Genomic DNA, 13,873 nt, shown 5'->3' with positions numbered 1-13,873 from the left:
GGTGCAGTTCCAACAGCTCCAGTACTTCGTGGCCGTCGCCGAGACCCGGCACTTCACCCGCGCCGCCGAGCTGGTCCATGTCGCTCAGCCCTCGCTGTCCCAGCAGATCAAGGCGTTGGAGCGGGAACTGGGCGCGGATCTGTTCCTGCGCGCCCGGGGCAACATCACGCTCACCGACGCCGGCGAGGCGCTGCTGCCGCTGGCCCGGCGCATCCTGGCCGACGCCGACACCGCCCGGCACGAGGTGCAGGAGCTGGTCCAGCTGCGGCGGGGGCGGGTGCGGCTGGGGGCGACGCCGAGTCTGTGCACGGGGCTGCTGCCGGATGTGCTGCGCGCCTTCCACGACCGCTATCCCGGCATCCAGCTGCTGATCGAGGAGGGCGGCTCGCACGACCTGGTGCGGGAGCTGGCCCGGGGGGCGCTCGACCTGGCGCTGGTCGTGCTGCCGCTGCCGACACCGGCGCCCGCGCTGACGACCGTGGAGCTGCTGCGGGAAGACCTGGTGGTCGTGTCCTCTCCGGAGTCACCGGTACCCGGCCGGGGCGGACGGACCGTCGAGATCGGCGATCTGGAGGGGGAACGGCTGGTGATGTTCCGGCACGGGTACGACCTGCGTGAGCTGACCGTCGCCGCGTGCCGCTCCGCCGGGTTCGAGCCGGACTTCGCCGTGGAGGGCGGCGAGATGGACGCGGTGCTGGGGTTCGCGCGGGCGGGGCTCGGGGTCGCCGTGGTGCCGCGGATGGTGGCCGCCCGCGCCGGGCGGGGGTTGCGGGTCACGCCGTTGACCCGGCCGGGCCTGCACCGGACCATCGCGCTGGCCCACCGCAGTGACGTCGCTCCGCCCCGGGCAGCCCGGGAGCTCCAGCGGATGCTGCTCGAGCGATGAGGGCGGCCGGGAGCGGCTTCGTCCGCCGGGTGCGCCGCGTTCCGGGCTTGGCGTCCCCGGTGGCTGGGCGCGCGGTTCCCGCGCCCCTGTGGGGGCTGCGCCCCCACCCCCGCTTCACCCCGTCGCGTCCACCAGTGCCAGGTCGTGGAGTCTTTCCGGAGGGCCCGGGCGGGCGTAGTACCAGCCCTGGGCCGTGTCACAGCCCAGTATCCGCAGCTGTTCGGCCTGGGCGCCGGTTTCCACGCCCTCGACCGTGACCGCGAGGTCGAGGCTGTGGGCCAGGGAGACGATTCCCTCCACGATCTTCAGGTCGACGGGGTCGGCGGGGAACTGCTGCATGCCCTGGGTGAAGGAACGGTCGAGCTTGAGGACGCTCACCGGCAGGCGGCGCAGGTTGGCCAGGTTCGAGTAGCCGGTGCCGAAGTCGTCCAGGGCGATGTCGACACCCATCTCCGCCAGCCGGCGCAGGGGTTTGAGCAGGTCGTCGTCGGCGCCGATGAGCGCGGACTCGGTGACCTCCAGGCACAGGGCGTCCGGGGTGACACCCGCGCGTTCGAGGATGTCGACCGTGTCCTGGACCAGCCTGGGGTGACTGAGCTGGCAGGGCGAGAGGTTGACGTTGATGCGCAGTGGGCCGGCGGTGCTCCGGTCGCCGTGCCGTTCTCGCCAGTCGCGGGCCTGGCGGATCGACTCCTCCAGCACCCAGCGGCCGAGCGGGACGATCAGGCCGGTGTGCTCGGCGAGCGGGATGAAGCGGTCCGGACCGAGGACGCCGTGCTGCGGATGCAGCCAGCGCACCAGGGCCTCGGCGCCGCGGACGCTGCCGTCGCCGAGGTGGACCAGGGGCTGGTACTCGATGAAGAACTCGCCGCGCTCCAGGGCGGTCGGCAGGGCCGTGGTCAGTCCGTGCCGGGTGATGGCGCGGGCGTCGGCCTCGGGGTCGGCGAGTTCGAAGCGGTTGCCGCCCGCCGACTTGGCCCGGTACATGGTGATGTCGGCGCTGCGCAGCACCTCGGCGGCGGTGCGTTCGCCCGCCGGGCCCTCGACGATGCCGAGGCTGCCGCGGACCAGCAGGTCGCGGCCGTCGATGCTGACGGGGGTGACGAGCGCGTTCATGATGCGCTCGGCCAGTTCGTCGACCTCGCGCTCGGTGCCGGGGCCGGTGGTGAGGGCCACGAACTCGTCGCCGCCGAGCCGGGCGACCATCTCGCCCGGCGCGGTCGCGCAGGACTGAAGCCGGTCGGCGACCTCCACCAGCAGCCGGTCGCCGGCCGCGTGGCCCAGGCTGTCGTTGATGGTCTTGAAGCCGTCCAGGTCCAGATAGCACAGGCCGAAGCGCTGTCCGTCGACCGCGTTCAGTGCCTTCTCCAGCCGCTCGAAGAACAGGGTGCGGTTGGGCAGGCCGGTGAGGGCGTCGTGCGTGGCCTCGTAGCGCAGCCGGAGGTTGAGCAGCCGGCGCTCGGTGGTGTCCTCCATGAGCGCGAGCTGGTACTGCGGAACCCCGTCGGCGTCGCGCAGCAGGGAGACCGTCAGGTTGGTCCACAGGACCGTGCCGTCGGGGCGGTTGAACGCCTTCTCCAGGTGGTAGTGCTCGCGCTCGCCGCGCACGAGTTCGTCGTAGAGCCGCCAGGTCTGCGGGGCGTCCTCGGGGTGGACCCAGTCCTGGACCCGCCGGCCGCGCAGGGTGTGTTCGGTGAGACCGAACATGCGCAGCAGGGCCTCGTTGACCTGGAGGACGTTGCCGTCGAGGTCGGCGATGCCGATCCCTATGGCGGCGCCCTCGAACACCGCACGGAAGCGGGCCTCGCTCGCGTGCAGCGCCTGAGCGACCACGCCCTGCGCCTCCAACGCGGCCTGGGCGATGGCCTCCTGCTCGGTGCGGGTGCGCTCGCGCAGCGCCTGGGCGTAGCCGGCGGCCATCGCGTGCTGCATGCGCGAGGAGCGCATGCGCAGTTCGTCCTGGGCGCCGTCCTCGCCGCAGTACAGGACGAGATAGGCGTCGACGCAGTCCAGGGTGCGGGCCAGCGCCTCCGGTTCGGTGCAGTGCGCATCGACCAGGGCGGCGCCGACCGCTTTCGCCGCCTCCGCGTCGAAACTGCGGGCGCGCAGCAGCTCGCTCAAGCGGTTGGCGAGGGGCAGGAGTTGTTCCTCGAACTCGGCGCGGGTCAACGACGTCGAGGTCACCGGGAAGAGCGCCCGGCTCCAGATCGTCGTCAGGCGGCGCAGTCTTCCCTCCGGCCCGTCCGGCTCCGCGATCACGCCGTACGCCCCACGCCGGCGAATCCGGAGAAGGCATAGGGATCCTCGTCCTCCGGCGCCGAAGCCGGGCGCCAGTGCGGCATCTGCACCAGTCCGGGTTCCACCATGTCGTACCCCTCGAAGAACCGCGCGATCTCGTCGCGCGAGCGCATGATCAGCGGGTTGCGAATGTCCTTGTACACGTCCACCGCGCCCTCGGCCCGCTCGGCGGGCAGCGGGATCCCCTCGTAGGAGGCATGCGTGAGGATCAGCAGGCTGCCGGGCGCGAGCGCCTCGCGCAGTTCGGCCACCGCACCGTACGGGTCGTCCGCGTCTTCCACGAAGTGCAGTATGGCAACGAGCAGGAGGGCGACTGGCCGATTCAGGTCGATCAGCCGCTCCAGCTGCGGAGCGGCGAAGATCTCCTGGGGCTTGCGGAGGTCGGCGGCGACCACGTCCGCGTCGTCGTTGCCCGCCAGCACCGCCTGGCAGTGGGCGACGGCCACCGGGTCGTGGTCGACGTAGACCACGCGAGCGCCCGGTACGGCCGCCTGCGCCACCTCGTGGACGTTCCCGAACGTCGGGATGCCGGAGCCGATGTCCAGGAACTGGGTGATGCCCTCCCCGGCCGCGAACCGTACGGCCCGGCGCATGAACGCCCGGTTGGCCTGCATGATCTTCGGCAGGCCCGGCAGGAACTCCATGGCCTTGCGCGCCGCTTCGCGGTCGACCTCGAAGTTGTGCGAACCGCCCAGGTAGTAGTCGTAGATCCGCGAGACGCTCGGCACCGAGATGTCGATGCTCCGTGGGGCCCAGGCGGGACGCTCCATGTATCTCTCCAAGGCGTGGACAGGTGTAGGCGATCCGGTGTTCGAGCTGAGGCTACTGATCGCCGCCCAAAGGAGCGACCTGAACCGGAAATTGACCATCCGTTCCCGGTCACTGCCTGCGGCAAGTGTCCGTACGACCCCGCTGTGTGACGACTGCGCGGCCCCACGGACGCCCACCGCACACAACGATCCGCCCCCTCCGTGCGGTGCGGAGGGGGCGGATCTTCGGTGGCGCGCCGGGCCGGGCGGGGCGATCGACCCTGGGGAGGTGATCTAGTTGCCCGGCGCGCCGACCGGCTTGCCGTCGGGCGAGACGGCGTACCACGTGCCGCCCACGCCCTGACCGTTGGTGTCGCCCGGGGCCTTGTCCCCGGAAAAGGTGTAGATGGGCCAGCAGTTGACGGTCATCTGCTTGACTCCGTCGGACCGGGTGAAGGGCATGAGGCCCTTCTTCTTCACGCCGTCGGTGTTGTCGGCGCTGACCGGACCGACGGCCGGCCACTTCTCCAGGCAGGCCCCGGTGCAGTTGGAGACGGACTTGGGCCACGCCTGGTCCTTCATGAAGCGGTAGACCGTCATGCCGTTGCGGTCCACCACGATGTCGCCGAGCTTGGGATCCTTGTGGACGGACAGGCCGGGCAGGTCGGACAGCTTGGCCTTCTTGCCGGTCGGGGCGAGCGCGAACCACTTGCCGCCCACGCCCTGGCCGTTGACGTCACCGGCGTTGACGTCCTTGGCGTAGCGGTAGGCCGGCCAGCCGCCGACGGTGAGCTGCTTGGAGCCGTCGGCGCGGGTGACCTCGCCGAGCAGCGCCTTGTCGATGCCGGCACCGGCGGTGGCGTCGTCGGCGGGGACCGGAGGCCAGGTGGTCGCGCAGTCGCCGGCACAGTTCGACTTGGGCGGGTTGGCGGTGTCCTTGTCGAACCGGTAGAGGGTGAGGCCGGAGCCGTCGGTCAGCACGTTGCCCAGATCGGGATTGCTCGCCACGGAGAGCTTGCCCGCGGGGGTGACCGGGGCCGGGGAGGCGGAGCTCTGACTGCCGTCGGCGCCGTATCCGTTGCCCGCGGCCGCCGCGGTCCCGGCGCCCGGGTTGCCGTAGTCGCCGGCCGCGGCCGTGGCCCCGACATTCTGGGCCGCCGACGCGGGAGTGGCGGCGTTGTCCTGACCGCACGCCGTCGTCAGCGCCAGCACCGAGGCGGCTGTGGCCACCAGTGAGGCGGTCCGCCAGGAGGTCTTCATCGTCAACTCCACATTTTCGCCCGGATATTGCAGCGCCCTGCTGCGCCGCCGCACGGCCATGGGTACGCGCCGCAGGGGTCGGCGTGTTCAACGGCGGGCGATTTTTCTTTCCGGATCCTGTGACCCGCCCCCCGCCAGGGAGGCCATGGACATCTGGACGAATTGCGCCGATCCGGACTCTTGGGCTTGTCAAACCATTGATCGTCGCATCTCCCTCTTTCGGAGCAATCTCGGCTCACCGGGGCGTGCGGCGGCGCTGCGCGCCTCATGATCTGCGTCGTGCATGGACCCGAAGTGACCCGACGTGCGCCTGCCACCAGAGCGTTGGCCCTGTTGGCGCTGACCTGGGCTCTGGTGGGCTGTCCGGCCGGCAGCGCGTCGGCCGACGCCTGCGCGTACGCCTCGACGGGCCCGGACGGCACGGTGGCGGTGGCCTACGCCGGCGGCCACCACTGGCCTACGTTCCCGCCCTGCCCGAAGCCGACCCCGCCACCCTGTCCGCCCGAGCCGACACCGACGCCGACACCCACTCCCCCGCCGAAGCCGCCGCCTCCGCCCAAGCCGACACCCGAGCCGACGCCGACGCCCACCCCTGAGCCGACCCCGAAGCCGGCCCCCCGGCCGAAGCCGCCCGCCCGACCCGCTCCGGCGCCTCCGGCACGGCCGGCACCCCCACCGCCCCCGGCCCCCCGGCCGGCGCCCACGCCGAAGCCGAAACCCACGCCGAAGCCGGCACCCAAGCCCACCCCGCGGCCCTCCGTGACCCCGGTGAGCTACCCGGCGTACCACCCCCACGCCATCAGCCACACCAAGCGCGGCCACACCACGCCCGTCACCTACGTCCTGCTCATCACCGTCCCCGCGATCGTCGCCGTCGCGGCGCTGCGCCCGCGTTGACGCGCCGGCCCTCACTTCTGGAGGCAGTAGTTGTCGGATTGGCTTGTTCTCGTCCTCGCGATGCTGGGGGCCTGTGCCGTGGTGGTCGTCATCACGATGGTGCGCCACCGCACGGCCTCCGACGACGAGGATCCCAGCGAGACGCCGGACGTCATCGAGTACATGACGATGTGGATCGGTGTCGTCTACGCCATCGTCCTGGGCCTGGCCATCGCGGGCGTGTGGGAGGCCCGCAGCGCCGCCCAGGACTACGTGCAGTCCGAGGCCCAGGCGCTGCACGAGATCTCGGAGCGGGTGCGGGTCTACCCGCCGGACGTCCGTGACCGCATCCGCGGGGACGTGGACGCCTACGTCAGTTACGTCGTCCACACCGAGTGGCGGCGGATGGCGGACGACGGGCAGGTCACCGACCGCGGCGGCGAGTTGTTGCAACAGGTCCGGGCGGACGTCACGGACTACCGGGCGAAGAACGAGTTCGAGGCCCAGGCGTACCAGCCGCTGCTGGACCAGCTGACCGCCGCCGACCAGGCGCGCAACTCACGCGCCGACTCCACGGGGGCCACCATGCCGCCGGTCGTGTGGTGGGGGCTGCTCACCGGCGCGCTGATCACCGTAGGCATGGTGTTCGCCCTGCAGATCCGGCGTACCGGGCGGGAACTGATCCTGGCCGGGCTGTTCTCGGCGACCATCGCCTTCATGTTGTTCCTCATCTGGGACTTCGACGCCCCCTACAGCCGGGGCATCGCGGTCACGGCGGAGCCGTTCCTCAGTATGTTCCCGGGCGTCACGGGATAGCCCGCCGGCACCGGAGCGCAGCCCTCCACCTGGCCCGTAGGGCCGCCACGACAGGCCCTCGCCCCCGCTTCCGCGAGGAATCGGGGCGAGGGCCTGTCGAGGTGCGGGTGCTCGGTGACGGGGACGGGTCCGGTGGGCCCGGCGGCCGGCCGGGGGCTCAGACGCGCTTCTCGTGCCGGCGGCGCAGCCAGAAGACACCACCACCGATCACCGCCGTGGCCACCAGACCGCTGCCGATGGCCGTGTCGGTGGGCGTGGCGCCACTGATCCTGCTGCCGCCGATACCGCCGTTGACACCACCGATCACGGTGAAGGCCCCCCGCCGGGTCAGGGTGCGGCCGTCGCAGCGGACGGTGACGTCGTACCGGCCGCGGCGGACGTCACGGTCGACGGTGGCGACACCCCGCGCGGTGTCGTCGCGGAACGGCTCCAGCGGGATGGTTCCGAAGGCGTCGGAACTCGCCGTGCCGGACCGGCAGCCGTTCACGATGACGGTGAGGCGGCCTCCGGCGGAGAGGACGTCGGGCGTGACGAAGATGTCGCGCGAGTTGCCGAAGTCGTCACCGTGCCCCCCGAAACCGTTCCCTCCTTCCCCGCGGCCGTTGCCGAAGCCCTCGTTGCCACGACCGTTGCCGAAGCCCTCGTTGCCACGACCGTTGCCGAAGCCCTCGTTGCCACGACCGTTCCCGAAGCCCTCGTTCCCGCGGCCGTTCCCGAAGCCCTCGTTGCCACGGCCGTTCCCGAAGCCCTCGTTGCCACGGCCGTTGCCGACGCCCTCGTTGCCACGGCCGTTGCCGACGCCCTCGTTGCCACGGCCGTTCCCGTTGAAGTTCCCGTTCCCGGGAACGGGAACGGGCACGGGAACGCGGCCCCCTCCGCCGATGACGCCGGTGCCGGGGAGAACGCCGGTGCCGTTCAAGGTGCCGACGTTGCCGGTACCGGGGACGATGACCGCACTGTTGTTGTCGGTGCCGCTCGGCCCGCCCCCGTTGCCCATGCCGTCCGCGACAGCCGCGGGGGCGGCGAGCCCGAGCACGGCGACCGTGGTGCACGCCGCCGCCAGGGCACGTTGGTTGCGCATGTGATCCTCCGCGGGAGGTCACCGGGTCCCGTCCCCGGTGGTTCGGCGAGAAACACCTCCCGGGACGACCCTCAGACGCGCGGAACACGCCCGCATGTCGAGAATGGTCCGTCCTGGTGAGCCGACACGCCGACAGAAAACCACACAATCGGATATTGCCGCAGGTCACGGACCGTCAGAAAATTCCTGAGAACGGCAACTCGGATGGCGCACGGAGCGGGTGGCCGGCCACCCGTTCGCCGATCGTCCCGTCGCCCTTCGCTCGCGCGGGATTTAGCGTTTTCCCATGCTCGATGGACGTGGCGCGACCGCGTCGAGAGGGGATGGCGAATGTCTGCGTCCAAGCTGTGGCTTGCCGAGGAGGAGCGGCGGAGGAAGCGCGCTCCGTGGGGCGTGATAGCGCTTGTTCTGCTGACCGGCCTGGCACTTATCAGGAACGGTTCCGGGGAGTTCGACGTCGGCCCGCCGCAGCCCGCCTCGGCGGCGGCGCCGGACAGCCACGCCACTCTGGGCACCTTCGCTCCGGCGCCGGCCTCGCTGGCGTTCTCCGCCGTGGACCGGGTCCGGATCCCCGCGATCCACGTGGACGCGCCCGTCGTGCCGGTGGGCCTCGACGCGGACGGCTGGGTCGCCGCGCCGCCACCGGACAACCCCAACCTGGCCGGCTGGTTCACCGGTGCCGTCTCCCCGGGGGAGAAAGGCACCGCGGTCGTCGTCGGCCATGTCGACAACAAGCAGGGCCCCGCCGTGTTCTACGGCCTGGGGGCGCTGAAGAAGGGAAACCAGGTCGAGGTCGCGCGCCAGGACGGAAAGACCGCCGTGTTCGAGGTCTACGGAGTCGAGGTCTTCGAGAAGAACAACTTTCCCGGTGACCGCGTGTACGCCTCGAAGGGGACACCGGAACTGCGGGTCATCACCTGCGGCGGCGGTTTCTCGAAGCAGAACGGCTATGAAGGGAACGTCGTCGTCTTCGCCCGCCTGGCCACGGTCATCTGAACCGCCGCGGCCGGCGGGCGACAGGACGGTGACGGCCGCGCCGGGCCGGGTGTCCGTCACATCCGGCGGCTCGGCACGGTGAGCCGGTATCCGGAGTCGATCAGGTAGGGAAGCCATTCCCGGATCGCCTGGACGGTCTGCGAACGGTCGCCCCCGGCATCGTGGGAGAGCACCACGACGCCGGGGGCGGCTCCGCTCTCCACCTGGTCGATGATGGTGTCGATGCCGGGCTCCATCCAGTCGGTGGTGTCCACCGTCCAGGCCATCGGTTCCATGCCCATGTCGGCGCCCAGCTGGAAGGCGGCCCGGTTCCAGGCGCCGTAGGGTGCGCGGAACCACTGGGGGCGCTCGCCGTAGGTGTCCTCGATGACGTCGCTGGTGCGCTCCATCTCGGAGCGGATCTCCTTGCGGCCCAGCGTCGTCAGCAGGGGGTGGGTCCAGGTGTGGTTGCCGACGACATGGCCCTCATCGGCCATCCGGGCCAGCAGTTCCCTGTTCTCGACGACACACTCCCCGCACACGAAGAACATCGCCCGGACGTCGTACTTGGCGAGGGTGTCCAGGATGTGCGGGGTGTAGTTCGGGTTGGGGCCGTCGTCGAACGTCAGCATCATGAACCGGCCGCGTCCGGAGATCTCCATGATCGGTTTCTTGCGCACTTTGAGCTTGCGGGGCGCGGTACGCGGTGGTCCGAATCCGGTCAGCGGCTGCAGCCGGAAGGCGGAGGGCTTGAGTACCTGACGGGCCTGCGGGCCTGCCACGGGGGCCGCGGCGCTCCGGGCGGACTCATCGCCCTCGGCCGCCAGGACGATGCCGGCGGTGCCCGCCGTCCCCAGGGCGGCAGCCCCCGCGAGGAGCATCCGGCGCCGTGTGAACAACTGATCCTTCTGCATGACTCATCAGTCGCCCCGTGAGACTCCGGCGCACCGCAACACCACCGGTGCGGCGGCGGGAATGCACCCGGACAGCCGCGTGACGGCCCCGTCCCCGCGGTGTCGCGGGGACCGGGCGCGGCGGCACCCTTCAGCGGCGGCGCACCAGCGGGAACGGGAGCGTCTCGCGGATCGTCAGGCCGGTGAGGAACATGACGATCCGGTCGACGCCGAGGCCGAGACCGCCGGTCGGGGGCATGGCGTGGGCGAGGGCCTGGAGAAAGTCCTCGTCCAGTTCCATGGCCTCCGGATCGCCGCCGGCGGCCAGCAGTGACTGCTCGGTGAGCCGGCGGCGCTGTTCGACGGGGTCCGTCAGCTCCGAGTAGGCGGTGCCGAGTTCGGTGCCGAAGGCGACGAGGTCCCAGCGTTCGGCGAGCCGCGGGTCGGTGCGGTGCTGCCGGGTCAGCGGGGAGACGTCGGTCGGGAAGTCCTTGTAGAAGGTGGGCAGTGCGGTCCGGTGTTCGACCAGCCGCTCGTACATCTCCAGCACGACGTCACCGGGCCCGTCGTCGGCGGTGTAGGGCACTTCGGCGCGGTCGCACAGCCGGTGCAGCCGCAGCAGTTCGGTGCCGGGGCCGATCTCCTCCCCGAGCGCCTCGGAGATCGCCCCGTACACCGTCTTGACGGGCCAGGTCCCGGAGATGTCGTACTCCTGTCCGTCCTTGCGGGCCACCGGGCAGCCGAAGGCGGCGGTCGCGGCGCCCTGGATCAGCTCGCGGGCGAGGTCCAGCATGACGTCGTAGTCGGCGTGGGCCTGGTACGCCTCCAGCATCGTGAACTCGGGGTTGTGCTTGTAGGAGACGCCCTCGTTGCGGAAGGTCCGGCCCAGCTCGAAGACCTTCTCCAGGCCGCCGACGCACAGCCGCTTCAGATACAGCTCGGGGGCGATGCGCAGGTAGAGGTCGAGGTCGTAGGCGTTGATGTGGGTGGTGAAGGGACGGGCGTTGGCGCCGCCGTGGACCTGCTGGAGCATCGGTGTCTCGACCTCCAGGTAGCCGCGGTCCAGCAGGCCCTGGCGCAGGCCCTGTACGGCGGCGGAGCGGGCGCGGACGACGGCGCGGGCGTCGGGGCTGGTGATCAGGTCCAGGTAGCGGCGGCGGACCTTGGCCTCGGCGTCGGCGAGACCGCGGCGCTTGTCGGGCAGCGGGTGCAGGCACTTGCCGGTGAGCTGCCAGGAGGTGACGAAGACGGTGGGTTCGCCCCGGTCGCTCGGCCGGGCGTGGCCGGTGACGGTGACGTGGTCGCCGATGTCGGTGTCCGCGGTGAAGCGGTCGAGTGCCGGTCCGCAGCCGTCGCGGGTGAGGGCGATCTGGTGGTCGCCGGACCAGTCGCGCAGCACGGCGAAGACGATGCCGCCGAAGTCGCGGACCAGCATGACGCGTCCGGCCACGGTGACGTCCTCGCCGGGCGGTACGTCGGCGAGGGCGTGGGTGGGTGCGGGGACACCCACCGGATAGGGGTCGGTGCCGGTGGCGCGCAGCCGGTCGAGGGTGCGGTACCGGACGCGGACCTGGTCGGGCAGGCCCGCGTCCGGGGCGGCGGGCCCGGTCCCGTCCCCTCCGTCGGGACCGAGCGCCGGCCGGGACGGCAGGCCCGCCGGGGCGGCGGGCCGCTGTCCTGTCCTCGGGTGCCCCTTTCCCCAGAGTTTGTGCAGGGACGGTACGGAGACGAAGCCCTCGGCGATGCCGGAGGCGAGGCCGATGCGGGCGAGGGCGGCGGTGTCGCCGTAGCAGATGAAGCGCGGATACCACTCGGGGTGGTACTTGGCGTTGGAGCGGTACAGGGCCTCCAGTTGCCACCAGCGGGAGAAGAACAGCAGCAGGCGCCGCCAGAGCCGGAGGACCGGTCCCGCACCGATGCGGGCGCCCTCCTCGAAGACCGACCGGAAGACGGCGAAGTTCAGGGAGATCCGGTGCACGCCCAGTTTGGGGGCGGCGGCGCACAGTTCGGCGACCATGAACTCCATCACGCCGTTGGGCGCGGCCCGGTCACGGCGCATCAGGTCCAGGGAGACGCCGTCGCGGCCCCAGGGGACGAAGGAGAGCAGCGCCAGCAGTCGGCCGTCCTCGCCGAGGGCCTCCACGAGGAGGCAGTCGCCGTCGGCGGGGTCGCCGAGCCGGTCCAGGGCCATGGAGAAGCCACGCTCGGTCTCGGTGTCCCGCCAGGCGTCGGCCTTGGCGACGATCTCCTGCATCTCCCGTTCGGTGAGGTGCGCGTGCCGGCGGATGCGGCAGACGGCTCCGGTGCGGCGGACCCGGTGCACGGCCTGCCGGGTGACGCGCATGTCCCGGCCGTTCAGGTCGAACCCCGGGATGTGCAGGATCGCCTCGTCGCCGAGCTGGAGGGCGCCGAGGCCGGCCCGGGCGTAGGCGCGGGCGCCGCTCTCCGAGGCGCCCATCACGGCGGGCGCCCAGGCGTGCCGGCGGGCTCCGTCCAGCCAGGCGTCGATGGCGCGCGGCCATGCCTCCGGGTCGCCGACGGGGTCCCCACTGGCCAGGCACACGCCGGCCTCGACGCGGTAGGTGACGGCGGCCTTGCCGCTGGGCGAGAAGACGACGGCCTTGTCGCGCCGGGTGGCGAAGTAGCCGAGGGAGTCCCGCTCGCCCCACGCCGCCAGCAGGGCCCTGATGCGGGCCTCCTCGTCGCCGTGCAGGGCGGCTTCCAGGCGCTGGGAGCGGAACAGGGTGACGGCGGCGTTGAGCAGGGCGAGCGCGCCGAACAGGCCGAGGACGAAGGTGACCTCACGCGGTGGGCGGCCGTCGAAGGAACTGCTGGAGACCAGCCCGCCGCACACCCGGTCGGCCGCCCAGCCCAGGTGCTGGCCCGTCGGGAGGCTGCCGGGGAAGAGCTGCAGCAGACCCCAGCCGAGCACGATGGACACGGCCAGCCCGGCCAGCAGCACGGCGAGCGCCCGCCACACGGCACCACGGCGGGAGGCGGCGTAGAACTCCCCGCGGGCCACCACCAGCAGGAGCAGCAGCAGGCCGCACAGCACCAGGGACGGCAGCGACTCGCCGTACAGGCCGACGGCCGCGCCGAGCGCGTCGGTCAGGACGAGCAGGCCGAGGTAGACGACGACCAGCCACCAGGCGACCTTCTTGCGCGCGGCGGTGGCGCCGGCCAGCAGGAACAGGAAGACGGCGTAGGCGAGGTTGGCGCTGATCGGGACCAGCAGCAGGTCGAGGGTGCGGACGACCGGGCGGAGCGGGCGGCGCAGCGGGGCGATGATCGCGAGCAGGGCACACAGCAGGCCGAGCGCGGCGAAGAGGGCGGCGAAGCCCTCCGGGACCCAGCCGAGGCGTCCGCCGGGCGGCCATGCCGGGCCGCCGGCGCCCCTGCGGGCGGCCGGTTCCGCGGTGGCAGTCATGATTCCGACTGTAGGAAGGGCCCGGATGCCTCGCCCGTCGAGCGGGCCCCGCGCATGGGCTGGAACCGCCGATTCCGATAGCCTCGGGCCGTGACGGAACAGCACGAACAGCGCTCGCACTCGTTCGAGCGGGGCACGGACGGCCCGAAGGTCATCGTCGTCGGTGTCGACGGCTCCGACTCCTCGCTGCGGGCCGCGGCGTACGCGGGCGGTCTGGCCCGGCGGCAGCACGCGCTGCTGGCCGTGGTGTACGTGCAGCCGGTGCTGGCGGCCGGGGCGGCGCTGGGGGCGCCGGTGGCGGAGACGACCGACGAGATCGCCGAGGACCTGATCACGCAGATCCGGGAGGCGGCCGAGCGGCTCAAGGGGATATTCGAGGTGCGCTGGGAGTTCCACACCTTCCGCGGCGATCCCTACAACGGGCTGGTGAAGGCGGCCGACGAGCTGAAGGCGGACGCGGTGGTCGTGGGCGCCTCGGAGCAGGCCGGGCACCGGATCGTCGGCTCGGTGGCGGTCCGGCTGGTGAAGGCGGGGCGCTGGCCGGTGACGGTCGTGCCGTAGGGCGCCGTGGCGGCAGCGGGCTCGCGAGAAGCACCCGCGCGGGGACAGCGG

Annotated in this window: 11 protein-coding genes; 5 read left to right on the top strand and 6 right to left on the bottom strand. The window is 71.9% G+C overall.

Features of this window, described 5'->3' with window-relative positions; translation table 11 throughout:
• The first annotated feature begins 1 nt into the window (after position 1).
• On the top strand, positions 2–886 hold the full coding sequence (locus tag ACIGYR_RS04185; RefSeq protein WP_391837940.1) for a LysR family transcriptional regulator: 885 nt from the start codon (positions 2–4) through the stop codon (positions 884–886).
• 114 nt (positions 887–1,000) lie between these two features.
• On the opposite strand, the gene ACIGYR_RS04180 is transcribed toward ACIGYR_RS04185, so the two are convergent.
• The 3 genes from ACIGYR_RS04180 to ACIGYR_RS04170 all read right to left on the bottom strand — a co-directional run bounded on the left by ACIGYR_RS04180 (position 1,001) and on the right by ACIGYR_RS04170 (position 5,193).
• Positions 1,001–3,145, bottom strand: coding sequence for a putative bifunctional diguanylate cyclase/phosphodiesterase (locus ACIGYR_RS04180; protein ID WP_391837942.1), 2,145 nt, complete (start codon positions 3,143–3,145; stop codon positions 1,001–1,003).
• Positions 3,142–3,954 (bottom strand): SAM-dependent methyltransferase, encoded by an 813-nt coding sequence (locus tag ACIGYR_RS04175; protein ID WP_399602785.1) that lies wholly within the window; start codon positions 3,952–3,954, stop codon positions 3,142–3,144. The genes ACIGYR_RS04180 and ACIGYR_RS04175 overlap by 4 nt, the downstream gene beginning before the upstream one ends.
• Positions 3,955–4,227: 273 nt before the next feature.
• Positions 4,228–5,193 (bottom strand): SCO0930 family lipoprotein, encoded by a 966-nt coding sequence (locus tag ACIGYR_RS04170; protein WP_399603232.1) that lies wholly within the window; start codon positions 5,191–5,193, stop codon positions 4,228–4,230.
• Positions 5,194–5,961: 768 nt separating this feature from the next.
• On the opposite strand from ACIGYR_RS04170, the gene ACIGYR_RS04165 reads away from it, so the two are divergent.
• Positions 5,962–6,090 (top strand): hypothetical protein, encoded by a 129-nt coding sequence (locus ACIGYR_RS04165; protein ID WP_391837946.1) that lies wholly within the window; start codon positions 5,962–5,964, stop codon positions 6,088–6,090.
• Between the two features lie 30 nt (positions 6,091–6,120).
• Positions 6,121–6,885 carry a hypothetical protein gene (locus tag ACIGYR_RS04160; RefSeq protein ID WP_391837948.1) on the top strand — a complete coding sequence of 255 codons (765 nt, stop codon included), beginning with the start codon at positions 6,121–6,123 and terminating at the stop codon, positions 6,883–6,885.
• 157 nt (positions 6,886–7,042) lie between these two features.
• On the opposite strand, the gene ACIGYR_RS04155 is transcribed toward ACIGYR_RS04160, so the two are convergent.
• Positions 7,043–7,966: a hypothetical protein gene (locus ACIGYR_RS04155; protein ID WP_399602781.1), complete on the bottom strand. Its 924-nt coding sequence runs from the start codon at positions 7,964–7,966 to the stop codon at positions 7,043–7,045.
• 330 nt (positions 7,967–8,296) lie between these two features.
• Here ACIGYR_RS04155 and ACIGYR_RS04150 point away from each other — a divergent pair, with 330 nt between their 5' ends.
• The gene (locus tag ACIGYR_RS04150) at positions 8,297–8,962 is read left to right on the top strand and encodes a class F sortase (RefSeq protein WP_391837952.1); all 666 of its coding nucleotides are present in this window, start codon (positions 8,297–8,299) and stop codon (positions 8,960–8,962) included.
• A gap of 56 nt (positions 8,963–9,018) precedes the next feature.
• Here the strand turns inward: ACIGYR_RS04150 and ACIGYR_RS04145 are convergent, their stop codons facing one another.
• Entirely contained in the window at positions 9,019–9,855 is an 837-nt protein-coding gene (locus ACIGYR_RS04145; protein ID WP_399602777.1) for a polysaccharide deacetylase family protein, read from the bottom strand.
• Positions 9,856–9,985: 130 nt separating this feature from the next.
• A complete protein-coding gene (gene lysX / locus ACIGYR_RS04140) occupies positions 9,986–13,261 on the bottom strand; it encodes a bifunctional lysylphosphatidylglycerol synthetase/lysine--tRNA ligase LysX (RefSeq protein WP_399602774.1) in 3,276 nt (1,091 codons plus the stop codon).
• Positions 13,262–13,351: 90 nt separating this feature from the next.
• Between lysX and ACIGYR_RS04135 the strand changes: the two genes are divergently transcribed.
• Positions 13,352–13,822, top strand: coding sequence for a universal stress protein (locus ACIGYR_RS04135; RefSeq protein WP_399602771.1), 471 nt, complete (start codon positions 13,352–13,354; stop codon positions 13,820–13,822).
• The last annotated feature ends 51 nt before the right edge of the window (positions 13,823–13,873 follow it).

Source organism: Streptomyces sp. NPDC053076 (genome assembly GCF_044546845.1).
Lineage (GTDB): Bacteria > Actinomycetota > Actinomycetes > Streptomycetales > Streptomycetaceae > Streptomyces.
Note: the sequence above shows the minus strand (reverse complement) of the source record. Positions and strands in the feature narration are given on the sequence as shown.

Bases quoted from the DNA above. Each gene is read 5' to 3' on its own strand.
- ACIGYR_RS04175 (WP_399602785.1), bottom strand. From the start codon at position 3,954: ATGGAGCGTCCCGCCTGGGCCCCACGGAGCATCGACATCTCGGTGCCG.
- ACIGYR_RS04170 (WP_399603232.1), bottom strand. From the start codon at position 5,193: ATGAAGACCTCCTGGCGGACCGCCTCACTGGTGGCCACAGCCGCCTCG.
- ACIGYR_RS04155 (WP_399602781.1), bottom strand. From the start codon at position 7,966: ATGCGCAACCAACGTGCCCTGGCGGCGGCGTGCACCACGGTCGCCGTG.
- ACIGYR_RS04150 (WP_391837952.1), top strand. From the start codon at position 8,297: ATGTCTGCGTCCAAGCTGTGGCTTGCCGAGGAGGAGCGGCGGAGGAAG.
- ACIGYR_RS04145 (WP_399602777.1), bottom strand. From the start codon at position 9,855: ATGCAGAAGGATCAGTTGTTCACACGGCGCCGGATGCTCCTCGCGGGG.
- lysX (WP_399602774.1), bottom strand. From the start codon at position 13,261: ATGACTGCCACCGCGGAACCGGCCGCCCGCAGGGGCGCCGGCGGCCCG.